Origin of the sequence: Corynebacterium sp. HS2168-gen11 (genome assembly GCF_024834075.1) — a bacterium.
Classification (GTDB): domain Bacteria; phylum Actinomycetota; class Actinomycetes; order Mycobacteriales; family Mycobacteriaceae; genus Corynebacterium.
The window spans coordinates 1-26185 of the sequence record NZ_JANUXR010000009.1; the positions used below are offsets into that span (position 1 = coordinate 1).

At 49.5% G+C, this 26185-nt stretch carries 23 protein-coding genes; 18 read left to right on the forward strand and 5 right to left on the reverse strand.

The window, feature by feature from the left end; all coding sequences use genetic code 11:
* Positions 1-634, reverse strand: a 634-nt coding sequence (locus NXS99_RS07310; protein WP_310593309.1) for a biotin/lipoyl-containing protein, incomplete at its 3' end; no start/stop codon positions are given.
* A 129-nt stretch (positions 635-763) separates the two neighbouring features.
* Here NXS99_RS07310 and NXS99_RS07315 point away from each other — a divergent pair.
* The gene (locus tag NXS99_RS07315) at positions 764-1156 is read left to right on the forward strand and encodes an oxidoreductase (RefSeq protein WP_259288012.1); all 393 of its coding nucleotides are present in this window, start codon (positions 764-766) and stop codon (positions 1154-1156) included.
* Between the two features lie 97 nt (positions 1157-1253).
* Here the strand turns inward: NXS99_RS07315 and NXS99_RS07320 are convergent, their stop codons facing one another.
* A complete protein-coding gene (locus NXS99_RS07320; protein WP_259288013.1) occupies positions 1254-2741 on the reverse strand; it encodes a leucyl aminopeptidase in 1488 nt (495 codons plus the stop codon).
* Positions 2742-2967: 226 nt separating this feature from the next.
* Here NXS99_RS07320 and NXS99_RS07325 point away from each other — a divergent pair, with 226 nt between their 5' ends.
* The gene (locus NXS99_RS07325) at positions 2968-4071 is read left to right on the forward strand and encodes a branched-chain amino acid aminotransferase (RefSeq protein WP_259288014.1); all 1104 of its coding nucleotides are present in this window, start codon (positions 2968-2970) and stop codon (positions 4069-4071) included.
* Positions 4072-4146: 75 nt separating this feature from the next.
* Here the strand turns inward: NXS99_RS07325 and cobT are convergent, their stop codons facing one another.
* Both cobT and NXS99_RS07335 read right to left on the reverse strand, forming a co-directional pair.
* A complete protein-coding gene (gene cobT / locus NXS99_RS07330; protein ID WP_259288015.1) occupies positions 4147-5196 on the reverse strand; it encodes a nicotinate-nucleotide--dimethylbenzimidazole phosphoribosyltransferase in 1050 nt (349 codons plus the stop codon).
* A gap of 125 nt (positions 5197-5321) precedes the next feature.
* Positions 5322-5960 carry a DUF3043 domain-containing protein gene (locus NXS99_RS07335; RefSeq protein ID WP_259288016.1) on the reverse strand — a complete coding sequence of 213 codons (639 nt, stop codon included), beginning with the start codon at positions 5958-5960 and terminating at the stop codon, positions 5322-5324.
* A gap of 323 nt (positions 5961-6283) precedes the next feature.
* Here NXS99_RS07335 and NXS99_RS07340 point away from each other — a divergent pair, with 323 nt between their 5' ends.
* On the forward strand, positions 6284-6628 hold the full coding sequence (locus tag NXS99_RS07340; protein WP_259288017.1) for an iron-sulfur cluster assembly accessory protein: 345 nt from the start codon (positions 6284-6286) through the stop codon (positions 6626-6628).
* A gap of 485 nt (positions 6629-7113) precedes the next feature.
* Here the strand turns inward: NXS99_RS07340 and asnB are convergent, their stop codons facing one another.
* Entirely contained in the window at positions 7114-9036 is a 1923-nt protein-coding gene (gene asnB, locus NXS99_RS07345) for an asparagine synthase (glutamine-hydrolyzing) (RefSeq protein ID WP_259288018.1), read from the reverse strand.
* A 436-nt stretch (positions 9037-9472) separates the two neighbouring features.
* On the opposite strand from asnB, the gene NXS99_RS07350 reads away from it, so the two are divergent.
* From NXS99_RS07350 to NXS99_RS07420, 15 genes are all read left to right on the forward strand, one after another.
* A complete protein-coding gene (locus tag NXS99_RS07350; protein WP_259288019.1) occupies positions 9473-10567 on the forward strand; it encodes a cytochrome c oxidase subunit II in 1095 nt (364 codons plus the stop codon).
* Between the two features lie 20 nt (positions 10568-10587).
* Complete coding sequence (locus NXS99_RS07355; RefSeq protein ID WP_259288020.1) at positions 10588-11046, forward strand: cytochrome c oxidase subunit 4; 459 nt, start codon at positions 10588-10590, stop codon at positions 11044-11046.
* Positions 11047-11530: 484 nt separating this feature from the next.
* On the forward strand, positions 11531-12148 hold the full coding sequence (locus NXS99_RS07360) for a heme-copper oxidase subunit III (RefSeq protein ID WP_259288021.1): 618 nt from the start codon (positions 11531-11533) through the stop codon (positions 12146-12148).
* 133 nt (positions 12149-12281) lie between these two features.
* On the forward strand, positions 12282-13178 hold the full coding sequence (locus NXS99_RS07365) for a c-type cytochrome (protein WP_259288022.1): 897 nt from the start codon (positions 12282-12284) through the stop codon (positions 13176-13178).
* Positions 13175-14395 (forward strand): ubiquinol-cytochrome c reductase iron-sulfur subunit, encoded by a 1221-nt coding sequence (locus NXS99_RS07370; RefSeq protein WP_259288023.1) that lies wholly within the window; start codon positions 13175-13177, stop codon positions 14393-14395. Before NXS99_RS07365 ends, NXS99_RS07370 begins: the two co-directional genes overlap by 4 nt.
* On the forward strand, positions 14395-16020 hold the full coding sequence (locus NXS99_RS07375) for a cytochrome bc complex cytochrome b subunit (RefSeq protein ID WP_259288024.1): 1626 nt from the start codon (positions 14395-14397) through the stop codon (positions 16018-16020). The genes NXS99_RS07370 and NXS99_RS07375 overlap by 1 nt, the downstream gene beginning before the upstream one ends.
* Before the next feature lie 1312 nt (positions 16021-17332).
* The gene (locus NXS99_RS07380) at positions 17333-18031 is read left to right on the forward strand and encodes a C40 family peptidase (RefSeq protein ID WP_259288025.1); all 699 of its coding nucleotides are present in this window, start codon (positions 17333-17335) and stop codon (positions 18029-18031) included.
* A gap of 545 nt (positions 18032-18576) precedes the next feature.
* Positions 18577-19593: an NlpC/P60 family protein gene (locus NXS99_RS07385; protein ID WP_259288026.1), complete on the forward strand. Its 1017-nt coding sequence runs from the start codon at positions 18577-18579 to the stop codon at positions 19591-19593.
* Entirely contained in the window at positions 19593-20726 is a 1134-nt protein-coding gene (locus NXS99_RS07390) for a glycosyltransferase family 4 protein (protein ID WP_259288027.1), read from the forward strand. The genes NXS99_RS07385 and NXS99_RS07390 overlap by 1 nt, the downstream gene beginning before the upstream one ends.
* A gap of 106 nt (positions 20727-20832) precedes the next feature.
* Positions 20833-21762 carry an ROK family protein gene (locus NXS99_RS07395; RefSeq protein WP_259288028.1) on the forward strand — a complete coding sequence of 310 codons (930 nt, stop codon included), beginning with the start codon at positions 20833-20835 and terminating at the stop codon, positions 21760-21762.
* A gap of 111 nt (positions 21763-21873) precedes the next feature.
* Positions 21874-22599 carry a 1-acyl-sn-glycerol-3-phosphate acyltransferase gene (locus NXS99_RS07400; RefSeq protein ID WP_259288029.1) on the forward strand — a complete coding sequence of 242 codons (726 nt, stop codon included), beginning with the start codon at positions 21874-21876 and terminating at the stop codon, positions 22597-22599.
* Positions 22600-22668: 69 nt separating this feature from the next.
* Entirely contained in the window at positions 22669-23709 is a 1041-nt protein-coding gene (locus NXS99_RS07405) for an acyltransferase family protein (RefSeq protein WP_259288030.1), read from the forward strand.
* Positions 23710-23721: 12 nt separating this feature from the next.
* Positions 23722-23865, forward strand: a complete 144-nt coding sequence (locus tag NXS99_RS07410; protein WP_259288031.1) for a hypothetical protein — start codon at positions 23722-23724, stop codon at positions 23863-23865.
* Positions 23866-24059: 194 nt separating this feature from the next.
* Positions 24060-24566 (forward strand): polyadenylate-specific 3'-exoribonuclease AS, encoded by a 507-nt coding sequence (locus NXS99_RS07415; protein WP_259288032.1) that lies wholly within the window; start codon positions 24060-24062, stop codon positions 24564-24566.
* Positions 24567-24667: 101 nt separating this feature from the next.
* Complete coding sequence (locus tag NXS99_RS07420) at positions 24668-26056, forward strand: class II 3-deoxy-7-phosphoheptulonate synthase (RefSeq protein ID WP_259288033.1); 1389 nt, start codon at positions 24668-24670, stop codon at positions 26054-26056.
* Positions 26057-26185 lie beyond the last annotated feature (129 nt).

Consider the following 26185-nt stretch of genomic DNA (forward strand, 5'->3'; position numbering starts at 1 on the left):
CTGCTGCTGGTGCAGGGGTTGGTTCTGGGGTTGCTGCTGGTGCAGGGACTGCACCTGGCTCACCGATGCGAACGATGACTTCGCCAACGCCGACGGTGTCGTCTTCTTGTGCCAGGATTTCCAGGATCACGCCAGCGACAGGGGAAGGCACTTCGGTGTCTACCTTGTCGGTGGAGACCTCAAGCAATGCCTCATCGACTGCGACGGTATCGCCGACAGCTTTGAGCCACTGGGTGATGGTGCCTTCGGTGACGGATTCGCCGAGTTCTGGCATAACAACGTCAGTTGCTGCACCACCTGCTGCTGGAGCAGGAGCCGCTGCAGGAGCTGGTGCTGCCGCTGGTGCAGGGGTTGGTTCTGGAGCTGCAGCAGCTGCAGGTGCAGCACTTGCTTCGCCAGGTTCGCCGATGATGGCAATGACTTCACCGACTTCTACGGTGTCATCTTCTTGAGCGCGGATCTCAAGGATTACGCCAGCTACTGGGGAAGGTACTTCAGTGTCGACCTTGTCGGTGGAGACCTCAAGCAATGCCTCATCGACTGCGACGGTATCGCCGACAGCTTTGAGCCACTGAGTGATAGTACCTTCGGTTACAGATTCGCCCAGCTCGGGCATCACAACAGAGTGCGCCATTGTTGTCTTGACTCCTACGTTTCATCTAAGGGTTGAAAGTCTTAATACCCTATGAGCGTACCTGTTTTGGAGAAAAAATGTGACCTCGAAAATAACTTCTGGGAAAAATTCCCCCTACAATTGTCAATTGTGTTCAAATTTTTTGGCCGAAAAGGCACTCGCTCAAACTTGAAACCCGCACGTGGGCCAGGGGAAACTGTCCGCAAGCCTGATTTAGCGTATTTACAACAGTGGGTAGCTGAACGTGCACGTGTGGAGGGGTATATCGAGCCAGAAACACTCGTGAATGAAATGAGTGTGTGTCTGGTTGATGCCGTCGGAGATTTCACCAGGCGCCCGATTGGTGGCCCAAAAGGTATCGATGTGATTGCCAAGGCGCTCCAGATTCCGCTTTACGACGTTGAAGAAACCGGTTACCCCCAAAGAATGCGTCAAAAGATTGAGCGGGACCGAATGCTTCGCAAACGAGAAGAACAACGGCGTCGTCGTGAAGCACTCGAAAAGGGCGAACGATTCGAATAGCAACCTCGTCACCCGCCAGCATAGAAAAGACTCGTTGATAATCCGCACGATTGCGAATATCAACGAGTCTTAGGTGGTACCTGTGCGTAGCTTGTAATTAGCCAGCTGTCTTAGCAAGGAATGCTAGGAAGGTACGAACTGGAACACCGGTGGCACGCGCAGGGGTGTAACCATAGGCGCTTGCCCCATTAAAGGATGGGCCTGCAATATCAACGTGTGCCCATGAAATGCCCTCACCAACGAATTCACGCAAGAAGCAGCCGGCGCTGAGCATGCCGCCAGAACGGCCACTGGTGACATTGCGCAGGTCAGCAATTGGGGATTTCACTGCTTCTTTTAGCTCAGCTGGCAGTGGCATCGACCAAGCGTTTTCGCCCACCTTACGGCCAATCTTGGCAAGCTTGTCACGCAGCTTCGCAGTACCCATAATTGCTGAGGTGCGATCGCCTAATGCCACGATTTGTGCACCAGTTAAGGTTGCAGCATCAATGAGCACATCTGGCTTTTCTTCAGAAGCCAATGCCAGTGCATCGGCCATTACCATGCGGCCTTCAGCGTCGGTGTTCAAAATTTCTGTGGTCTTGCCACCATAGTGCACAACCACGTCACCGGGACGGTATGCTTCACCATCTGGCATATTTTCAGCAAGCGAAACCGTGACGGTGACATTAACTTTCAGCTGCAAGCGCGATGCTGCAATGATCGTTGCCACAACTGCTGCTGAGCCACCCATATCGGTGATCATCAGATCCATACCAGCACCTGGCTTGATGGAAATGCCACCGGTGTCGAAGGTAATGCCCTTACCAACAAAGGACACGTGCTTCTTTGCCTCTGGGTGGGTATAGCGCAGCTGCACCAAACGTGGCTTGCGAGCAGAGCCCATACCAACTGCCAAAATGCCGCCAAAACCCTCAGCAGCAAGTTGCTTCTCATCGCGAATATGAATGCCTAAGCCATAGTGCTCAGCCAAGTTCTGAATAATATTGGCGTATGACTCTGGGTAGAGATGAGAAGAAGGCGCATTCACCAGATCGCGAGTTAAATTGACAGCCTCAGCTGCAATACGTCCGTAGTTGAACTCTTCTTCAGCGTTCTTAGACTTGCTTAATACAACGATTTCTTTCACAGGGGCTTTGCCTGCGTCGTTCTTTTGACCGGTGTAGTTGTACGAACCAAGAATGGAACCTTCAACAACAGCAGCCACGCCGAAAGCGCTCATGGTGGTCACAACGGTATTCAGACCTGCCAAGTTACGTGCTGCAGCACCGGCAGCGCGACGCAGGGTCTCGTCGTCGAGGTCATCTTCGTCGCCCAAGCCCACGCCAAGAATAAAATCGGTGTCAATGCCTTCGATGGCTGGAATCCGAACAACTTCTTCAAGCGCACCGGTTGCGCCAACAGCGCTGAGCAGCTCCCAAATAGCGCACTCAATATCGTCTTCAAATAGGCCAGAAGCAGCCAGAATCAATCCTTCTTCGCCTTTGAAAACTGGAACGATCAGCGCATCAAAATCTTCAGGGAGCTTCTTTGCCAAGCGCACAGTCGTAGCTGCACCGGTTGCAGGAAGTGCAAAATTGGTCACAAAAATACCTTTCACAAAACATCATCGACAATTGTTAACGCATTCCACTGTAGGGCACATTTCCGTATTTGTTTAGTTGATGGTGTGAATATATTTGTCAGCAATGGGCGTTTTTGAATTGACCTGGCTCGCCACAGCGCTGAAATACTGAAAATGATGATAAATATGCTTGCAACTGTGATGAAATACTTCCACCAGTGAGTCGCAACGAGTACATTCATAGGGTATGACAGATCTTGTATTTACAATTGACCCAACCACGCAGCCAACTCCTGCGGATCGCATCGCTGAAATTTTAGAAAATCCAGGTTTCGGTAATCATTTCACCGATCACATGGTCACCATTCAGTGGGATCAAGAACACGGTTGGCATGATGCCAAGGTTCAAGCCTATGCGCCAGTAAGCTTGGATCCTTCTGCATCGGTGTTCCACTATGGACAAGCAATTTTTGAAGGCATTAAGGCATATCGTCACGCTGACGGCTCGATTCAAACCTTCCGCCCTGAGGCAAACGCACAACGCTTTCAAGCCTCTGCGCGTCGTATGGCCATGCCTGAGCTGCCAACCGAGCTGTTTCTCGAGTCCTTGCGCCAATTAGTAGAGATCGATCAAGAATGGGTTCCTGCTCACGGCGGCGAAGCAGCGCTTTATTTGCGTCCATTCATGGTGGCAACTGAAACCACCCTAGGTGTGCATCCTTCCGCCTCGTACACCTACATGGTGATCGCATCGCCTGCAGGTGCATATTTCGCCGGTGGCATTCGTCCTGTCTCCGTTTGGCTCTCGGAAGACTATGTGCGCGCAGCACCAGGTGGCACGGGTGCCGCGAAGTTCGCAGGTAACTATGCAGCATCGCTGTTGGCACAGGCACAAGCCGCTGAAAAGGGCTGTGATCAGGTGGTCTGGTTGGATGCCCATGAGCATAAGTATGTCGAAGAAATGGGCGGCATGAACTTGATGTTCGTCTATGGTGGTCAAACCCCAACGATTGTGACCCCACAGCTGTCCGGTTCCTTGCTCCCAGGCATTACGCGTCTGTCCTTGCTGCAGGTAGCACAGGATCTTGGTTATGAGGTTTCCGAGCGGATCATTAGCACCGATGAGTGGAAAGCTGATGTGGCAAGCGGGAAGATGATTGAAACATTTGCTTGCGGTACGGCTGCAGTGATCACCCCAGTTGGTCAGGTAAAGTCCCAGCATGGCGAGTTCATCATCAATGACAACCAGCCAGGCGATGTGACCCTGCGCTTGCGCGAGCACCTCACCGGTATTCAGCGCGGCATTATTGCTGATACACATGGCTGGATGGTGCCATTAGTGTCTGCATAATTTGCTTGACGACGCCGCCTTATACAAACAACCCAGTAGGAACCATACACTTCCTACTGGGTTGTTTGTATTTGTTTACTGTTCTGTTGCTTCCTGATATTCAGGTTCTTCAGGAAGGCTTGCCATATCATTCATAATGTTGGCAGCCATTGTAATAAATGGGAATGCGGCGGCAGCACCAGCGCCTTCACCCATCCGCAAATGCATATCTAGCAGTGGTGTTAAACCAAGATAACGCAGTGCGAAACTGTGCGCCGGTTCGGTGGACTGATGGCCTGCAACCATCCATTTCCGAGCACCAGGTGCTAACTTATCGGCGAGCATTGCTCCAGCGGCTGTCAAGACACCGTCGAGAAGCAGCGGTGTGCGCCGGACTGCTGCTTGGGCCAAAAATGCTGCCATTGCAACAACTTCTGGGGAAGAAATTTTGCGCATGAGCGTGAAAACATTGCCACGATCATTACGGGCTCGAAACATTGCGTCGCGAACAACAGTGACTTTATGCTTCCAGTGTTCATCATGAATACCGCTGCCACGGCCAGTGACAACAACTGGTTCTTGGTTAGTCATCAAGCCAATCAGCGCCGCTGCAATAGTCGTACCGCCCACGCCGAGATCACCGACGAGTAACAGATCGGCACCGGCATCGATTTCTTGATCGGCAATGCGTTTGCCAATTTCCACAGCTCGCAGTAGTTGCTCTTCGGTCATGGCATCTTCGATGTCGATGCAACCGGAGCTACGCGATACGCGCTCGTCACCCCAGACATCGTGATCGAGACAAATATCGACAACACGAATCCCAATATCTGAACCCGCCGCCAGTGCGTTTACACTTGCACCACCAGTACGAATCGCCTCTGCGAGGGCAGGAGATGCGGTTGTTGGATAGGTGGATAACTCACGTTTCGCGATGCCGTGATCACCAGCGAAGACCACGAGCCGTGGCTGTTGAATCTTTTTCGGTGGCACAACGCCCTGGCAGGAGGAGAGCCAAATGCCAAGGTCTTCAAAGACTGCCAGTGAGCCAGTAGGTTTGTTCAAGTTATTTTGGAATGCACGAGCCTGGTCTGCCAGATCAGTGAGTGGTGCTTGAACACGTGGGAAAAAATCTGATGGATGCATACTCTGGTGATTCCTTATAGTAAGTGAACAGGGCAGATATCGAGCTAGCTATGGTGGTGAGCGTCTATCTGTTTGGCCGGTGATACTGCGGGTCGCACAGCAATGCCCCTAGTATAAAGGGCAGCTTAGACGTTCGCGCCAAGTTCAACGCGTGGCTTTGGTGAACGCCAGCGGCGTGGTTGGGTCGCGCGGTTGAATGCGTAGAAACCAATGGAAGTGCCACTTTGGGTAGTATGCGGGAACTTTTCGCGCACCATTTGGCTTGCCTTGCGTCCGAGCATGATGGCTTCTAAGACAAAGGCCATCAAAATTGCCATTGCGATAATTGAAATAATATTGGCAACTTGTGGCAAGGCAGAGGTCGCGATCATGGTGAATAGCAAGAATAATGCAAACGGCATCATAAACGACAGCAGGTGACGCTTGGCATCGACAATATCGCGGATATACGCCCGTTCTGGTCCTTTGTCGCGCTCAAGCAAATAACGCTCGTCGCCATCGTCCATTGCACGACGTGTTGCGTTCTGGCGCTCAATACGAGCCTGTTTTTGCGCTTTTTTATGAGCCTTCCATTCCTCTGGAGTCATCGAAGCCTTGAGGGCTTTTCGCTCTTGACGACTTTCACTCCAGCTTTTGGCTGGTGCATATTTTGCCGAAAACGTGCCAGGGCGATGAGCAGCTTCTTTGCGACGCGGTGTTGCGTGCCCCTTTTTAGGCGTAAACGCTTTCGATTGACGAGGTTGTTGTTCATGTTGAGAGTTCACGTTGAATAGATTACCTAGTTTCATACCTCTTGTGCGAACACCTCACCACTGGCAAGGCTGATTTTAGAGGCAAATCTTCTATAAACAGAACTGAACTTTTCTGACACTGTGCACCTTTGAATGTGTCTATCTCGACTCTTATGATGGGTATATATTCTGTTGAGAAACAAGCAACTACCACGTTGTTTCAATTGTGCAACTGGAATTGTGAAACACTATGTAGCGCAGAATGTGAGCAAGGGTGCATAATGGTGGCCAGTAACTATTTTTTGTAGTAGGTTATGTGAACACGACAACAATGTATAAGGAGACGTATCCATACTATGACTGCACCAGAGACTAATACCGGCGTGATTCTTACTGATGCTGCTGCAGCAAAGGCGAAGGCATTACTCGAACAAGAAGGTCGCGAAGATCTCGCACTTCGTATCGCAGTTCAGCCAGGTGGTTGTGCTGGTTTACGTTACCAGCTCTATTTCGATGATCGTAGCTTGGATGGCGATAAAGAAGACATTATCGGCGGCGTCCGTCTTGTCGTTGATAAGATGAGCGTTCCTTACCTCAACGGTGCACGTATCGACTTCGCCGATACCATCGAATCACAAGGCTTTACCATCGATAATCCAAACGCTTCTGGTTCTTGCGCCTGTGGCGATTCTTTTAACTAAAGATGCATAGCCTGTAGCAGTTGCCGCTGTGTAGCTAGCTGCTCTGAGGTTGATGGCACAACTACCTCAGCCATCCTAGAAGCCGTCAATATCGGTTTGAATCTTCAGCTGTAACGATTCACCATAGACATCATGCCCTTCTTGCACGATATATCTGCAAGAAGGGCATGACGTCTATTATCTGCGCGTGTGGTGTTGTGCTGCGCAGTGTTGTTGGAGAAGGTGGGGGAGCGTCGCAAAGCTTATATGCGCTTATCTGACGATTTATCCAGTGCTGTTGAAACGCTTATCAGCATCGCGTGGAGGCGCCGCGTGGAACCATGGCTTGGAACCATGGCTTGGAAACATGGCGCTGAAACAGTAAGTGTGCAGCCATGCAAACCTTACACGCTTGCACCTGCCGTACGTCACCGCGATATCACCACAACACGCCCAACACCAAAGGGAGCACCTATTGCTACAGGTGCTCCCTTTTTTGCGGATTCTTACAGATATACCGGATAGTCGCGTTGCTCGATGCCTGGATCGATGCGATGCTCGACAAAAATGCCATGCCAGATCATAAATGCCAGTACGGTCCACAACCGGCGCGAATGATCACTAGTACCTGCACGATGCTCGTTGAGCATCTCAAGCACGGCTTTCTTGTCGAAGATGTCGTCGGTCAGCGATTCACGAATGGTCTCTTGTGCCCAACCAAACAGTTCATCACCAGCGAGCCAATGCCGCATTGGAACTGGGAAGCCTAACTTCTTCCGGTGCAACACATGTGGTGGAACAATCTGTTCCATTGCCTTGCGAAGCGCATATTTGGTGGTGCCATGAGCGATCTTGAGATCATGTGGAATTGTTTGCGCCACGTCAAAGACAACCTTGTCCAAAAATGGCACACGCAGTTCTAGTGAATGCGCCATATTGATTTTGTCTGCCTTGACCAAAATATCGCCGCGCATCCACGTAAACAGATCTAAATGCTGCATCCGCGCGACTGGATCCATATGCTGGCTTTGCGCGTAAATCGGTGCCGTAACTTCTTTATGATCCCATTCTGGTCGCGCCCACGGGATCACGCGTTGCATCTGTTCGAAATTAAAGGAGCGCGCGTTGCCGTAGTAGCGTTGTTCCATTGTTTGCGAACCGCGCTCTAACAGCGACTTACCCTTCATGCCATCTGGCAGGAGACGGGAGAGCTGGCCCAAACCTTTTCGTAACGGTGACGGAATCTTTTCAAATGGCGCCAATGACAATGGCTCTTTATAAATTGTGTAACCACCGAATAATTCGTCGGCACCTTCGCCTGAAAGCACGACCTTGACATGCTTACGAGCTTCTTGTGCAACGAAATATAGCGGTACCAGCGAAGGATCAGCGACAGGATCGTCCAAATACCACATAATTTTCGGAATCGCCGCCGCATATTCTTCAGGGCTGACGATCTTGACGATATGCTCCACGCCAATCGCCGCCGCCGACTCCGCAGCCACATCCACCTCTGAGTAGCCCTCGCGCTCAAAACCGGTGGTAAATGTCAGCAAATTCGGATTATGACGCTTCGCCAAGGTCGCAATTGCCGTCGAGTCAATGCCGCCAGACAAAAACGAACCGACGGTCACGTCTGCGCGCATATGCTTTTCGACGCTGTCCTCAAGGGCGCGGGCAATACGATCAAATAATTCTTGTTCCTTGCCCTTTGCCACAGGTTGTACCTGGAATTGCGGACGGAAATAGCGGGTTTGTTTTAATGCCTGCCCTGGCGTGACAACGCCATAGCAGCCTGATTCCAAACGTCGAATATTTGCGTGCAGACTCTCAGGCTCTGGAACATACTGCAAATCGATATAGTGCTCAATTGCGCGTCGGTCAAGGCTGAGATCCAGACCAAGTGCCTCCGCAGCAGTCAAAATGCACTTCTTTTCCGAGGCGAAGATAGTGCCAGCTGCAGTTGTTGCATAATACAACGGCTTAATACCGAACTGGTCGCGTGCTAAAAAGAGCTGTTGTTCAACTGAGTCCCAAATGGCGAACGCAAACATGCCGCGCAGGTGCTCAACCACATCAGCACCCCAATGGTGATAGCCGACTGCAATGGTTTCACCATCGCCAGAAGTATTAAAGGTATACCCCAAAGCTTCTAGGGTTTCGCGCAGTTCAATATAGTTGTAGATCTCACCATTAAAGGTCATCGCATAGCGGTTTGGCTGATCAGCTGGCCCCCACTGTAAAGGCTGATGAGAATGCTCAATATCAATAATCGCGAGGCGATTGAAACCAAAGATGGTATTTTCATCGTTCCAAGAACCGGCCTCATCGGGACCTCGATGGCGCATATCAGGCAGTGCATCAGTAATTGCAGGAACAAAGCCTGATGTCGCTGGGTTGGCAGTAATCATGCCGAGTAGACCACACATTGAGGGCGAACGCCTCCTAAATATCATAAGAAACAAAGGTTGAAACCAGCATACTCTGAAACGAAATGAAACTGGGTGAACGCCGTGAGGTGATCGGACATGAATATTCAGCAATGTGGGGTAGTGGCGCGGGGGTGAATCACGCCAAAAATTTAGGGCATACAAAAGGATGATACGCAGCTACTATTTTGTGAAATGAGTTACATTGTGGTGGAAAGGAAATTGCCATTCGGACATGATTCGGCAAGGTTGTTGCAAGTTGAATTGAAAACTCAAGGATCCAGCCAGTAAAAAAAGATGCTGGATCAGTAGGGAAAATGACATCTCATGCGCTATTCTGCGAAAGAGAATATGTGTGAGAAAAATGCGTGCAATCTGTGATTCATGGCTCTCGCACTATTGAAAAGAACTAGTGTTTAAAGGAAGGCAGACGCGCGTGGAACAGCAACACAAGCGTGGCTTTGGTCGTAAGGCTTTGCTCGGTGGTGTCGTCGCTCTTGGTGGCATGGCACTTTCCGGTTGTGATGTCGCAGCTCCAGAAGGTGCTTTGGGTACCTTCTTAGCTATGGGCTGGCCAAAGGGTGTTACGCCAGAAGCTCATGCAATGTACAACTTCTGGGTTTGGGTCTGGGCAGTTGCTTGGATTATTGGCTTTATCATGTGGGGCCTGTTTATTTATGGCATGTTCGCATGGTCAGCAAAGCGTGCTGAGAAGAATGGCAAGGGTGAGTTCCCTCGCCAGACTCAGTACAACATCCCACTTGAATTGGTACTGACCATTCTCCCGATTGTTATTGTGATGGGTCTGTTCTTCTTCACAGTCCAAACCCAAGACAAGGCAACTGCTTTGGATAAAGATCCAAAGGTTGTAGTGGACGTAACTGCATATCAGTGGAACTGGAAGTTTGGTTACCGTGCTGTTGATGGTGAGCTGACCAAGAACGATCAGGATTACGACGGCATTGATGCGGAGCGTCAGGCGTTGGCTGAGGCTTCTAAGGTTGAAGACGAAGCTGCTGGCGGCAAGAACCCAATTCACAATATGTCGAAATCGGATGTTTCTTATCTCCACTTCGATAAGATCGAGACTCTGGGTACCACTGAGGAAATTCCAGTTTTGGTTCTTCCAACCAATACGGCAATTGAATTCCAGTTAGCTTCTGCAGACGTTAGCCACGCTTTCTGGGTTCCAGAATTTTTGTTCAAGCGTGACGTCTACAACCACCCAGAGGCTAACAAGCAAGAGCGTCGCTTCCAGATCGAGAAGATCGAAAAAGAAGGTGCCTTCGTTGGACGTTGTGCCGAAATGTGCGGTACGTATCATGCAATGATGAACTTTGAAATCCGTGCGGTTTCTCCTGAGAAGTTCACCGAGTATCTCGATTACCGCATGAAGAATCCTGAGGCTGCAAACTCAGAGGCTCTTGAAGCTATCGGCGAGGAAGGTTATGCAACCTCAACCTCTCCATTCAACAGTGGACGTCTTGACACTCGCGGTGGCGACAACGCACGTGCGAAGACTGGCGTCTAGGGAAGAGGAAGGAATATAACATGCGCAGCTCTGCAAAAATCATGTATGGCATGACGGTCTTTTTGGCAATCATGACTGCAATCTACTTCGTCGCTACCATGTACGTGAACGACTCAGGCAACCGCTTCGTCACTGAAGGTGTTTCTACGAGCTACAACCTAGAGTGGGCAGGCGCCGTTTCGATGTTCCTGGCAACCTTGCTCTGCTTGATGCTCGGCGGTTACTTGCACTTCACTGAAAAGCGCATCGACGTTTTGCCTGAAGACTGGGAAGAAGCAGAAGTTGCTGATGGTGCTGGTACCTATGGCTTCTTCTCTCCATTCTCAATTTGGCCAGCAGCTATGTCCGGTGCAATCGCACTGCTCGGCTTTGGCATTATCTTCATGCACTACTGGCTGATCGCAATCGGTGCAGTTGCCTTGATCTACACCACCACAATGCTCAACCTGCAGTATGGTCTGCCAAAGGAAAAGCATTAAATAAGGTTAAACACTAACTTTTCGGCACAAGCCGCTTTCTGATGATCTTCAGGAAGCGGCTTTCGTCGTATAAAAATTAAAAAAGTTCCACGCCATTAAAAAATCGCGAAAGTGGGGGCATTTGGCGGGGGTGGTGAATATAAATAACTGCTGGTAGTCGAGGGGCAACCGAAAGTTGGAGTTTTGGCGATGAAGTCATTTTCTTACTGTGAATTGGGTCTCACTAAAAGAAAAGTGTCTCGTAGTTGAAAAGAATCTAGTCATTTATTTAGAAGGCTGTAGTGTTCTTGGTATGGCGTAAAAAGTGTCATATGACCTGCGGTATCTACTGTTAAAGAATGTTGGTGGCAATAACATGTGTGTGCTTGTCTGACCAATATTCTTTAAAAAGTTCCCATAGATTAAAAAATTCTTTCGCTGAGGGGCAAAAAATAGTCATGCGCGTGACGTGACTTGAGCGGGACGAACCGTCATACTAGAAGATGTGACGAGCGCAATTGGAAACCCAGATAAGGCAGCAACACCACGTGTTGCGGCACTGAACCGTCCTAATATGGTCAGTGTCGGCACGATCGTGTTCCTGTCTCAGGAATTGATGTTCTTCGCCGGTCTGTTCGCGATGTACTTCACTTCGCGAGCCAACGGTATTGGTAATGGAAGTTGGAAAGAGGGTGCCCATCACCTCAACGTGCCTTATGCGTTGATGATTACGGTTATCCTGGTTTCTTCTTCCTTTACAGCCCAGTGGGGTGTTTTTGCCGCAGAGCGAGGAGACGTCTTCGGACTTCGTCGTTGGTACACGCTAACGATTCTTCTCGGAACTGTGTTCCTTGTAGGTCAGGCATACGAGTATTACCACTTGGTAACGCATGGTCTGACGATCCCAAGTAGTGTCTATGGCTCTACTTTCTATATCACAACAGGATTCCACGCAGCACACGTGCTTGGTGGCGTTCTTGGATTCGTGGTTGTACTGCTCAGGATCGCAAAGGCAAAGTTCACTCCGGCTCAGGCAACTGCGGCGATGGTTGTGTCTTATTACTGGCACTTCGTCGACGTTGTTTGGATCGGCCTGTTCATCACGATTTACTTCATTAAGTAGGCCGTAGCCGCCAACATTGACACAAAATCTAAAGGAACTGCGGGGAAGGTCCCCAACATGCACGGCCTTGGATTGGAAGTGTCACGCGAATGGCCTACAGCCCTTCACTTTCCATGATCGAGACATAAGGAAAATGATGGATACCAACCCACAGAATCCCGAGATGGCCCGCGAGGCCGCTTCGGCGATGGATGCTAAGAAGGTAAAGGCACGCCGTAAGGCGCGTCGTACTTTCGCAGGCGCTGTCGCTTTGGCACTCGGACTGACAGGTTCCGGTTTGTTACTCAACGCCGTAACCCCAGAAGCCCAGCTCGCCACCGCACAAGCGGACGAGCAAGCAACGATTCAGACCGGTAAAGATCTGTATGACGTTGCATGTATTACCTGCCACGGCGCTAACCTCCAAGGTGTGAAGGATCGCGGTCCTTCCTTGATCGGTGTTGGCGAAGGTGCGGTATATTTCCAGGTTCATTCTGGTCGTATGCCAATGCTGAGCAACGGCGCACAGGCAGCTCGCAAGACTCCTCGTTACACCGAGGCACAGACTTTGGCCATTGCTGCATACGTTGCAGCCAATGGTGGCGGTCCTGCCATCGTGCGTGACGAAGACGGTAGCGTTGCACAAGAGAGCCTGCGTGGCTCTCACTTCGATGGCAAGATCAATCCAGCTGACATCGCTCGCGGTTCTGATCTTTTCCGCTTGAACTGTGCATCCTGCCACAACTTCACCGGTCGTGGTGGCGCACTTTCCTCCGGTAAGTACGCACCATACTTGGACCCTGCAAACGAGCAGGAAATTTACCAGGCTATGTTGACCGGTCCTCAGAACATGCCGAAGTTCTCTGATCGCCAGCTTTCTGCTGACGAGAAGAAAGACATCATCGCGTTTATCAAGGCTGCGAAAGAAACACCTTCTCCAGGTGGTTGGAGCCTCGGCGGTCTCGGCCCAGTGGCTGAAGGTATGTTCATGTGGCTTGTTGGAATTGTGGTCCTCGTGGCCGCCGCTCTGTGGATTGGATCTCGCTCATGAGCAATAACAACGCAAAACAATATTCTGAAAAAGAACTCAACGCCATGACGAACGAAGAGCTCGCGCGTCTTGGTACTGAGCTTGACGACGTCACGGTTGCGTACCGCAAGGAGCGCTTCCCGATTCCGAATGACCCAGCTGAAAAGCGCGCAGAACGCACCGTTGCAATCTGGTTCATCTTGGCAATTTTGACTGCTCTTGGGTTTATCGCGGTATACCTTGCATGGCCATGGCAATATAAAGGCCACGGCGATGAAGGTCTGTGGATGTACACCTTCTACACACCATTGCTTGGTGTGACTGCCGGCCTGTCGATTCTTTCCTTGGGCATCGGCGTTGTGACGTATGTCAAGAGCTTCGTCCCAGAAGAAATCGCAGTTCAGCGTCGTCATGATGGCCCTTCTGAGGAAGTTGACCGCCGTACGATCGTGGCACTGCTGAATGACTCTTGGGAAACCTCAACCTTGGGTCGTCGTAAAGTGCTGCAAGGCCTGCTTGGTGGCTCCGCCGTACTCGCTGGCTTAGTGGTTGCACTTCCACTTGGCGGTATGGTGAAGAATCCTTGGAAGAAGGGCAAGCTCACCATTCAAGGTGACGGTACTCTTTGGACCTCTGGCTGGACTTTGACCGAGCATGACGTCAAGGTTTACCTGGGTCGTGACACTGGTGCTCTTGCTGTGAAGCACGAGACTTCTGCTGGTGAGCACTACACCACTCAAGGTGTCACTCGCTTGGTACGTATGCGTCCAGAAGATTTGGCAGCTGCTGCAATGGAAACTGTTTTCCCATTGCCTGCTGACTTGGTCAATGATGGTGACTTGTACGATCCAACTGCAGATGTGTACGAAACACAGATGCACTCCATTCACGGCCCTCGTAACGCAGTTATGCTGATCCGTTTACGTTCAGCTGACGCGGACAAGGTCATCGAGCGTGTAGGCCAGGAAGACTTCCACTACGGCGATTACTACGCATATTCGAAGATCTGCACGCACATTGGTTGCCCAACCTCTTTGTATGAGGCTCAGACTAACCGTATTCTGTGCCCGTGCCACCAGTCGCAGTTCGATGCTCTGCAGTACGGCAAGCCTGTGTTCGGCCCAGCCGCACGCGCATTGCCACAGCTGCCGATCACCGTTGATGAAGAGGGTTACCTCATCGCCGCAGGCAACTTTATTGAGTCTGTCGGCCCGGCATTCTGGGAGCGTAAGTCATAATGAGCACGAAACTCGCTGAAATCGGAAACAATATTGACTCTCGATACACCGCTAGTGCGGGTATCCGTCGTCAGATTAATAAGGTATTCCCAACCCACTGGTCATTCATGCTCGGTGAAGTTGCACTTTATAGCTTCATTATTTTGCTGCTGACCGGTGTGTATTTGACGCTGTTCTTCGATCCTTCGATTACCAAAGTCATCTATGACGGTGCATACCTGCCATTAAATGGTGTCGAAATGTCTCGTGCATACGAGACAGCACTGAATCTTTCATTCGAGGTTCGCGGTGGTCTGTTCATTCGACAGATGCACCACTGGGCTGCACTGATGTTCATGGTTTCGATGACCGTACACATGTTGCGCATCTTCTTCACCGGCGCATTCCGTCGCCCACGTGAAGCAAACTGGATCATCGGTTGTGTGCTGTTGCTGCTGGGTATGGCAGAAGGCTTCATGGGTTACTCCTTGCCTGACGACTTACTCTCTGGCGTTGGTCTGCGCATTATGTCTGCAATCATCGTTGGTCTTCCAATCATCGGTACCTGGTTGCACTGGCTTATCTTCGGTGGCGACTTCCCATCTGAACTGATGCTGGATCGTTTCTACGTGGCTCACGTGTTGATCATCCCAGGTATTATTCTTGGTCTGATCGCCGCTCACTTGGCACTGGTTTGGTACCAGAAGCACACGCAGTTCCCAGGACCAGGTCGTGCAGAAAACAACGTTGTTGGTATCCGCATTCTTCCTATGTTCGGTATCAAGGCAGCAGCATTCGGTTTGATCACCGCAGGTGTACTTGCTTTGATGGCCGGCCTGACCACCATTAATGCAATTTGGCTGTTGGGTCCATATAACCCAGCACAGGTTTCTGCTGGTTCCCAGCCAGATATTTATATGCTGTGGACTGATGGTATTGCTCGTGTCATGCCAGCATGGGAGCTGTACATCGGCAACCACACCATCCCAGGTGCATTCTGGGTGGCAATGCTGTGCGGTTTGATGGTTGTACTGTTGATTGCGTACCCATTCATTGAAGCAAAACTGACCGGCGACGATGCACACCATAACCTGCTGCAGCGCCCACGTGACGTGCCTGTTCGTACCTCACTTGGTGTTATGGCAATTACCTTCTACTTCTTGGTCACGTTGTCTGGTGGTAACGACCTCTTCGCTATTCACTTCCAGGTTTCCTTGAATGCTATGACATGGGTCGGCCGCATCGGTTTGATCATCCTGCCTCCACTGGCATACTTCGTCACCTATCGCATTTGCCTTGGTCTCCAGCGTGCGGACCGTGAAGTTCTCGAGCACGGTATCGAAACTGGTGTCATCAAGTTCATGCCGAACGGTGCATTCATCGAAGTTCACCAGCCACTTGGCCCAGTCGATGAACACGGACATCCAATTCCATTGCCATACGCAGGCGCACCAGTGCCAAACCAGCTCAACAAGCTTGGTTTCTCTGGTCTGCCAGGCCGTGGTTCCTTCTTTACTCCTGATTCCAAGGAGATTGCAGACAAGGCTGCTGCAATCGAGCATGAGAATCATCGCGAGCAAGAAGAAATGTTTGAAAATCTCAACGCTGCCAACCGTGCAGCGGATGAAGAAAAGGGTCTGATCTAGTATCAGATTTTCATAAGCGCTCACAAGGCCGTCTCGTATCTGCGAGGCGGCCTTTGCGTTTGCTTTGATGTCGTATATATGAGTGGCTTTCCTATATATAAGGTTCTCACTCGCATATGTTTTCAACATGATCTGTCTGCGCATAGCTCTAGCAGATAGTTGAGCAAGTAGGCGCTTGATCACGCTTGATCACGCTTAAATGCTCGGTATACCGTTGATTCCGGTGATTGTATCGATTGGTTATCAGTCGACCTGTAGTTTCAGCCCTATTGGCGCGTCACGCAGGTGGTAAGTGTGAGTACAGGAATCACGGTTGTCGCAATATAGTGCTGCACATCGTTGAATCCTCGATGCCAAGATACCGGATGCCTGACTTCACATATCAATTGTAGGACTTCCAAGCATGTGTAGGTTGCGCAGATATTTGCGTAGCTGTCTATTTCAGGATCGACGAATAATCTCGTCATGTTTGCTTCGCACGATACTTATATACGGTAACTATGTTCTGCATCTATACTGCCTTTGCTGCGCAATATACTGCTGCGTACGTGTATTCGCACACCTGCACTGGCTTCTTGCATAGTAAGCACACGAGTGGCGCTAAAATTATGAACGAGTTCCAGACGAACATTATCGGTGTATGTTTACGAACAACACGACAGATAACACAACACGACAGAAGTCCTCATTCAGGATCAGCATTTCTGGCTGGTGGCAGTTCAGCGTTCTGAGTGTCACCACAAGTTCGACAAGAAACAATGCTGCGTTTTTCTCTCTTGAATACAGCGTGCTGTGTTCATGAACATAGCAATGGCGACGGTAGCTACTTGAAACAAAGCATGGCACGAAAAGTATTCACAATTGTGTAGTGATAATAGGTATTGGGCACCTATATATACTCATTTTTAAATAACGTGAGCAACGTCACATTAAAAGAACTATGTGGCAATAACCTGAGAATCTGACATTTATGACGGTTGTTTGCGGGTCTATTTATAACGTTTTTGTAACGCTAAAATTCGTGGTAGGCGACCTTTTTGGTAACAAAGCGTTATAGAAACCTAACTGTGAGATGCAAGAACATTTTTCTCAGGAATGAGCGGCATCAGTATATCGTGGTAGAGGTCTGTGTGCGACACAATTGTGAAAAACTAGAAATCTTCGTAACCATTTCGTAATCTTAATGAAGTTAATCGTGCTCACATGGGTACAAGAAAGTTGTTGATTCGCATTCTTGTGAAACGCAAGGGTGAGAAGTATTGCGGAAATCGAAAATCGTTTTTCGCGAACAGACAAGTATTGGAGTTTATTCGTGGCTAAGCATCGTCGTCAGAGTCAGAGCAAAGCGCGTACCACTGCGGTTCTTGGAGCAGTAGCTGCTGCTTCTACGGTAGTTCCACAGGCTGCTCAGGCTGCTCAGGTAGTGGTGCCAGGTACGACGTTCGCAGTAGATGTTCCAGGCATTGAAAATGTTCGCGAACTTACGTACGTTCCTGGCATTCAGACATGGATTCCAGCGGTCACCACTCAATCACTGCCAAATGTTTCGCTGCCAGCAGTTCCAGATTTGCAAAAACTGGTGCCAGTATTAACTGGTCAAGCTAACACGGCTGCTGCTTATAGTGCGGTTGTAGAACCTGTGATTGAACAGCAAATTCCAGTTCAAACTGAAGGTAACGCGATCGTTGCAGCCGCACGTACCAAGATTGGTGCTCCTTACGCATGGGGTGCAAAGGGTCCATACGCTTTTGACTGCTCAGGTTTTGTGACTTGGGCGTATGAGCAGGTCGGTAAGCAAATCCCACGTACATCCTATGCGCAGGCAGCGCAAGGACAGCGCGTTGCATATCAGGACTTGCGTCCAGGAGACATTGTTGTGTTCTATTCTGGCGCAACCCATGTGGGCATTTATTCGGGTAATGGCATGGTTATTCATGCAAGTGACTATGGTGTGCCGCTTTCAGAGGTACCGATGAGCCGGATGCCATTCCACTCTGCAGTACGTTTTTAAGTGAATTTGTGCTTGAGCGCCTCACTCTGTGAGGCGCTTTGGTATATTCGCCACATATTGGCATCTTGTGCCTGCCGTAACGCTTGTAGTCGTCTGGAAATTGCTGAAGTATTTATCGTCTCCAGATGATCTGCACTGTTTTAGATGTTGGAGAAACATTTCATCTACTTATTCAGTATCTACAAACTTCACAGATGTACTTTTGTACGCAGATTTTGAAGTTAATGGATGCTAAGCGGTACGTATCGTAGCTTTGCGAAACTTGACAGGAGAAAAGCGAGCTTTGCAATAAGAACTCCAGGTAGATGAAAGTTGTACACCACAGAAGTTTCGCTTTGAACGCATGTGGGTATGGGTATAGCAAATCTGCATCCTGAGAAGGTAATAATAATGTCTGTCAATAATGAATGTTCACAATGGATATCATGGGCAGGACTAAAAGTTTCTCAGTAAAATGCAATAGTTATATGAGTTAAGTGATAAACAGCTATACTGGAGATAGTGATTTCTCAGTTTTGTGAAGTCTTTGCAGTAGTTAGGGTAGTATGAACATTTTTCGAAAGTGTGTTGTTGTCGCGATTTGTGGCACGTTAGCATTTCCAACCAGCATTTCTTCGGTGTATGCACAAGATCTCGAGACGCTGATTGCCGAGATGTCGGCAACTTCAGCAGAAGCAAGTGCAAAGAATGAAGAAGTTAAACAACTCGAGTTAGATCTGGAAAAAGCAGAAACCGAACTCGTGGATATCGAGCGAGATGCTGAAGAAAAGCGCACCGCCGCTGCGAAAACGAAGCAGCTCCAAGCACTTCAGCAAGATAAAATTGATGAGCTTGCACTGGTGAAATATCAAGGTGCAGCCAAAGATCCTGTCTTCCATGTGCTTGGATCAAAGGATCCAAAACTGGCGATTGATCGTAGTTCGTATTTATCCATGTTGGCTCGTTCCAACGAACGCGCTGCAAAACGTTTGGCTGAACAAACTGAGCAGGCCAATGGTTTGCATAAGCAAGCTGAGGAAAAGGTCGACGTCGCCAAGCAAAAGCGTGACGAGATTCAGCAAGAGTTTGAAAAACTCGAGCGTGAGCGTAAAGAGCTCGAAGCTAAGATTCTCAAGATTCAAGAACAAGTCAGCGCATTAAGTCCCGAAGACCGCTTGCGCTGGATGACGAAAAATGGGCCAGTCACATACACGTTAAGCGATATCACATCCACCAATGAAGCTGGTTTGGAAGCGCTTAAGGCTGGTATGACCAAGGTTGGATCTCCATATAGCTGGGGTGCAACCGGTCCGAATGAGTTTGATTGTTCTGGTTTGGTAGTCTGGTCTTACCAACAAATTGGTAAGACAATTCCGCGTACGTCGCAAGCTCAAATGCTCGGTGGTGTTCCGATCCCGCGTGATCAGCTGCAGCCAGGTGATGTCGTTGCGTTTTATCCAGGGGCAACCCATGTGGGTATCTACGCTGGCGATAATAAGGTCCTGCATTCCTCTGACTATGGAATCCCCGTGCAAGTTGTAGACATGGGACGTATGCCATTTTATGGAGCCCGCCGGTACTAATGCGCATTTTGGTTGTGACGAATGATTTCCCGCCCACGATTGGCGGGATTCAGTCGTATATTCGCGACTATCTTGAAACCTTACCCGCCCAAGATGTCGTGGTATTCGCCTCAACCCAAGATGCCGCAGCAGCGCAACAGTGGGACGCAAGCGTTGAATACACCGTCTATCGCTACCCGCACGCTTTGATGCTCCCCACACTGAACATGCGACGCGAAATGCAGCGCATTATTCGTGCTGAGAACATTGACACCGTCTGGTTTGCTGCAGCCGCACCGCTGGCAATCTTAGGCCGTGCCGCCAAGCAAGCAGGCGCAACCAAAGTGATCGCCTCGACGCATGGACATGAAGTCGGGTGGTCAATGCTGCCAATTGCACGGCAAATTTTAAACATCATCGGACGTTACGCCGATACAATTACCTACATCTCTGCATACACACGCAATCGTTTCGCACGCGCAATCAACGCTAAAGAATACTACTGGCTGCCATCGGGCGTAGATATCGAGCGTTTCCATCCGGTCTCGGAATCGCAGCGTGCACACATCCGCGACACACTTGGCCTGAAGCAGGAGAGTTTGATCGTGGTGTGCATTTCACGGGTCGTGCGTCGTAAAGGACAAGACCAGCTTATTAAAGTCTGGCCAAGTATTCTTGCACGTCACCCGAACGCACATTTGCTTATTGTTGGCACCGGCTCGTATTTGCCTACCGTTGAGGCCTTAGCTGAAAAAAGCGGTCTCAAAGATTCCCGTATTCACTTGCTTGGGCGCATTGGCGACACTGAAATGGTGCAGTATTTACAAGCTGCAGATATTTTCGCTATGCCAAGCCGAACCATCGCCAATGGACTCGACGTCGAAGGCCTTGGCATTGTCTATCTGGAGGCGCAAGCTGTCGGCTTACCGGTAATCGCTGGCAATTCCGGTGGCTCGGCTGAAACCGTGACAAAAGACACTGCAATCGTGGTCGAAGGGACAAGTATTCCGCAGTTGCGCGAAGCCTTATTTACACTGCTTGACGACGCATCCTTGCGTGCCAACATGGGCAAAGCTGGCCGGGCACATGTTATGGTGCATTGGTCCTGGCAACGTATGGGACAACGTCTGCGTGAGGTTCTCAACTATACCTAGAATGTGCAAACTGGCTATAATGGCAGAATTGCGATACATGCAAAAATAGCGGCCCACAATTGTGGTTTGCGATGAGACTATGCGAACTAAAGGTAATGAGAAATTGATGGCGGAAACAGTCACTATCGGCTTCGATATTGGCGGAACCAATATGCGAGCTGGAGTGGTCACGGCGGCCGGTACGATTGTTGAATCCTTGCAAGTCGATGTTCCGCACACCTCAGATGATCTCGAGCGTGGTATGAAAACTATGGTCGATACCTTGCGATCACGACACGACGTGAGTGCCGTTGGCGTTGCTGTTGCTGGCTTTTTAGATCCAGATTGCGAAATTGTTCGCTTTGCACCGCATTTGCCGTGGCGCGAATATCCCGCGCGGCAACGGTTGGAATCTTTACTTGAACTCCCAGTGCGTCTTGAACATGATGCGAACTCAGCTGCATGGGGTGAATATGTCTTTGGTGGGGCACAAGGTTACGACAACTGGGTATTGTTCGCCATTGGCACAGGTATCGGTGCGACCATTGTCAGTGATGGGAAAATTTATCGGGGCATGGGCACAGCGCCAGAGTTTGGGCATCTGCCGGTTATTCCGCACGGACGTCACTGTGCTTGCGGGAAACAGGGATGCCTAGAACGCTACGCATCGGGAACCGCATTAGAGCACACCGCGCAGGAACGGTTGGCGGAAAATCCAAGTATTCAAACTTCGCTGCGAAATGAGCGAATCTCAGGAAAAACTGTCGTACAACATGCTCGTGCCGGTGATACCTTTGCCTTGGAAGTTGTCAAAGACTTTTCATATTGGCTTGGTATTGGTCTTTCAATTGTTGCTGATGTGTTGGATCCACCATTGATCTTGCTTGGTGGTGGGGTTTCCCAGGAACACGATTTGTTCTTAGCAGACGCGAAGGCTGTCATGGCTTCCAGTATTGTCGGTGCTGGCTATCGACCATTGCCGAAAGTCGCCGCAGCAAAACTTGGCGCTGATGCAGGTATGATCGGAGTAGCAAACCTCGCGCGTCAAGCACTTTAACTAATATGTTGCTCGTGGTGCTACCGCAGCAATATCTATCACTAGGCGTGATCAACCTGATAATAGATATTCCTCAAAGCCAAGTGAGATTCAAAGGAGCAATCAGCGATCATGGTAAATAAATGGTATTGGCTATATAAGTATGTGCTCATTGGCCCATTTCTGCGGCTCTATAACCGCCCTACTATCGAAAACGTTGAGCGTATTCCTGCCACTGGTGCGGCTATCTTAGCCTCGAACCATCAATCAGTTGCCGATTCTTTCTATCTACCGCTGTTGTGTCCACGCCAAATCACATTTTTAGCGAAAAGTGAATACTTCACGCAAAAAGGTTTTGCAGGTACGCTTAAGCGCAAGTTTTTTGAATCACTCAACCAAATTCCAGTGAATCGTACCGCCAAAAACGCCTTTGACTCACTCTTAGAAGCTGCTGGATCAGTTTTAACCAAGGGGCGTTTGCTCGGCATCTACCCAGAAGGCACTCGTTCGCCAGATGGTCGCGTGTATCGCGGCAAAACTGGTATGGCGCGCGTTGCGCTGCATTACGACGTTCCGGTGATTCCAGTGGCAATGCTCGGTGCTCGTGAGGCAAATCCTCCAGGAACTGTCATGCTGCGACCAGTTAAAGTTGGCATCCGCATTGGTGAGCCAATTCAAGCACGTGCCTTTGTTGCTGCTCAAGGACTTGATCCACTCAGCCATGAAGCCGCACGTGTATTAACCGATGAAGTTATGCGTGTATTAACAGAACTTTCAGAAAAACCGTATGTTGATATCTACGCACAAACCGTGAAAGCATCACTCGAAGCAGGAAAGGGATACCCCGAAGGCGCCTAAGACATCGACTGGCAACCAGCCACATATTTCTCAATTGTACTGCTGGATCTTTGGAAACACTTATTCAAGATGAACACTACACCACAGAAAACACGACTCGCGTGGCCTGACGTGGCACGCGGAATTTCCATTATCGGTGTTGTAGTCTTGCACTCCACGAGTGAGATCCCAGGTGGTAATGATACTTTCTTTGCTACAATCAATCACTTCATTAGTTACATCCGCATGCCACTATTTTTCATGGTCGCTGGATTCTTCGCGGTGAAAGTCTATCGCTTCAGTTTTCAAGAGCTGTTCTTCCGTCGCTTATGGTTCTTAGCAGTTCCATACGTGATTTGGGTTCCTATCGAACTATGTTCTTCGGCGCTGCGCGGTCATTTCCTACATGACACGCGTTTCCCGAGCTGGTTCTATTTTGTTTCAAATGTCATTTCCAGCCAAAACATGTACTGGTTTTTGTACATGCTGATTATGTTCACCATCATTTTGTGGACAACTCGAACACTGGCCTGGCATCTACAACTATTGATTCCTGCGATGATCGTGGTCCTGACACCAATCTTGATCCAGATCCCAATCGGTTTTGTGCCGCGTTTACTCTACTATCTCCCAATTTTCCTCTTAGGTGCATATTTACGTCCATTCATCACGAAGTATGCAACCTGGTGTCTTAGCCCACTTGGAATAGCAGTATCGTTGCTGTTGGCGGTGACAGCATATTGGTTCGAACACCTTGTGGTACCTGAATTCCTTACTCCGATTCAAACTACGCTGATCAGCATGATCTATATGCCAGTTGGTATTACAGTGGCAGTTGCGCTGAGCATGGTAGCGGTGCTTGGGTCTGCAATTCAACTTGTCGGCCGGCACACTTTGGTGATCTATTTGGGTCACGCAGTGGGCTTGAATATAGGAATTGTCGCAATGGTGATAACCGGTATGATTGGCAGTGAGCTTCCAATTACCTTGATCGTTTTCGTAGGTATGCTCTGTGCCGCACTCGGTTCCTACGCAGTCTATGGTTTAACCCATACACGTAGGTTTAGGTGGGCAATCTTCCCACCAGAACTTCCGATTGCCACTGCATCAGCACGAGTGTCACAAACATAAGGGTTGATATTTGTGAAGACGAAACTCATAGTTGCAATTGCCATCATTGTCAGTTATTTGTTGTTGGCGGCGTTTAATGTGCCTGGTCATATTATTGGCCCATTATGTTGTGGTGTGTTGGCAGGAGTATTGTTTTGGCCAAGCATAAAGCAGTAACGAATCTTTGCATATCCTCACTGTGATGCAGCAAGGACGCATCGTGCATCAATACAGATGACGTCCAATACTCCAAGCGTTCAGGAACCTGTATTCCACGTGCACACTTTTGTACAATAACTTCGAAGATGTCAGCATGATTTGAGAAATACTTGAGTCTAAACTTTTTGCCGAATAACTGATAGGAAATCTGCGTGCGTTATTTTTATGACACCGAGTTCATCGAAAACGGTTCAACAATCGAACTCGTCTCTATCGGCATTGTCGCTGAAGACGGGCGCGAATATTACGCTGTTTCCACCACAACGGATCATTCCAATGCAAATAACTGGGTCAAAACGCACGTCCTGAATCAACTGCCGAATCCTTCAGCTCCAGTGTGGCGCAGCAATGAGACAATCCGTGATGAAGTTTATGCATTCCTGACCGCTGCACCAACGCAACCACAACTATGGGCATGGGTGGGCGCGTACGATCACCTTGTACTCGTGCAGTTGTGGGGTGATATGGCGGCACTGCCACGCGAGATTCCACGCTATACCCATGAGCTGAAGCAATACTGGGAATTCGCTGGCCGACCAAAACTTCCGCCGATCCCTGCCGGCAATCACGATGCGCTTGTCGACGCACGTCACAACCTCGTGAAATTCAAAGTTTGCCACGAGCTGTTACCACTGGACGAACGCAATAAAATTTCCTGATTTCTTCACAACCGGCAATATTTGTGTTGCTTTCTTCCTGAAATGTGCAATATTACCGCTAAGATTTTTGTGCATTAGTAATTCGTGCTATGCATAGTGGTGTGAGTTGGACAGTAGATATTCCTAAAGAAGCCCTTCCGGATTTGCCGCCATTACCTGATGGTATTCGTCAGCAATTCGATGACGTCATTGCCCGTGAAGCAAAGCAACAACCAACCTGGGATCCGATAATTGCGTCTAATGTGCGCAAAATTTTAGAGTCGGTTCCACCAATTGTGGTTGCTCCAGAAATCCGTCTGCTCGAACAACAATTGGCAGATGTTGCATTAGGGAAAGCCTTCTTGTTACAAGGCGGTGACTGTGCGGAAACCTTTGAGTCCAACACAGAGCCACATATTCGTGCCAATATCCGCACCTTGCTGCAAATGGCTGTGGTCCTAACCTATGGTGCGTCTACGCCAGTGGTGAAAATGGCGCGTATTGCGGGGCAATACGCAAAACCTCGATCTGCTGATCTTGATGATCACGGTTTACCAAATTATCGCGGCGATATTGTCAACGGTGTTGAAGCTACTGTTGAAAGCCGTCGACATGATCCTGCACGTATGATTCGCGCCTATGCCAACTCTTCGGCTGCTATGAATCTGGTGCGGTCGTTGACCACCTCAGGGACTGCAGATTTATCACGACTTACAGAATGGAATCGTGAGTTCGTCGCACAGTCGCCAGCAGGTGCCCGCTATGAAGCTTTGGCTCAAGAAATTGAGCGCGGCTTAGACTTCATGAGTGCATGTGGCGTCAAAGATGATTCTCTCCGCAGTGCAACAATCTATGCGTCCCATGAAGCCTTGCTGGTGGATTATGAGCGTGCAATGTTGCGTTTGGCCAAAGATGAACAAGGCGAAACCAAGCTTTATGATCTTTCTGCCCATCAGCTCTGGATCGGCGAGCGTACGCGCGGCATTGATGATTTCCATGTGAATTTTGCAGCTCTGATCGCAAATCCAGTGGGAATTAAGATTGGTCCAACTGTGACCCCTGAAGAAGTTGTGGCGTATGCCGACAAACTTGATCCTGATTATGTACCAGGACGTCTCACGATTGTCGCACGCATGGGTCATGACAAGATTCGTACTGTTTTACCAGATATCATTCGCGCAGTAGAAGCATCTGGGCACAAAGTGATCTGGCAATCTGATCCAATGCACGGCAATACCTTTACCTCATCGAACGGCTACAAGACCCGTCATTTTGATAAGGTCATTGATGAAGTGCAAGGATTCTTCGAAGTACACCGTGAACTTGGCACCCATCCAGGTGGCATCCATATTGAATTTACTGGCGAGCACGTTACTGAGTGTCTTGGTGGTGCTGCCGATATTACGGATATTGATTTGCCAGGTCGGTATGAATCTGCTTGCGATCCACGTCTGAATACTGAACAGTCGCTGGAATTGGCATTCTTAGTCGCAGAGATGCTTCGTAACTAGCTTGAAAAATTTGCCCTTGAGGAGACTCGTTGTGAGACTGCCCAAGGGCAATTTTTTGCTGCTTGGCGTTCACGCCAGCTCGGCACTCTGCCGCCCATCCAGTACCACCTGCTTCACGCTCTGCCGCAC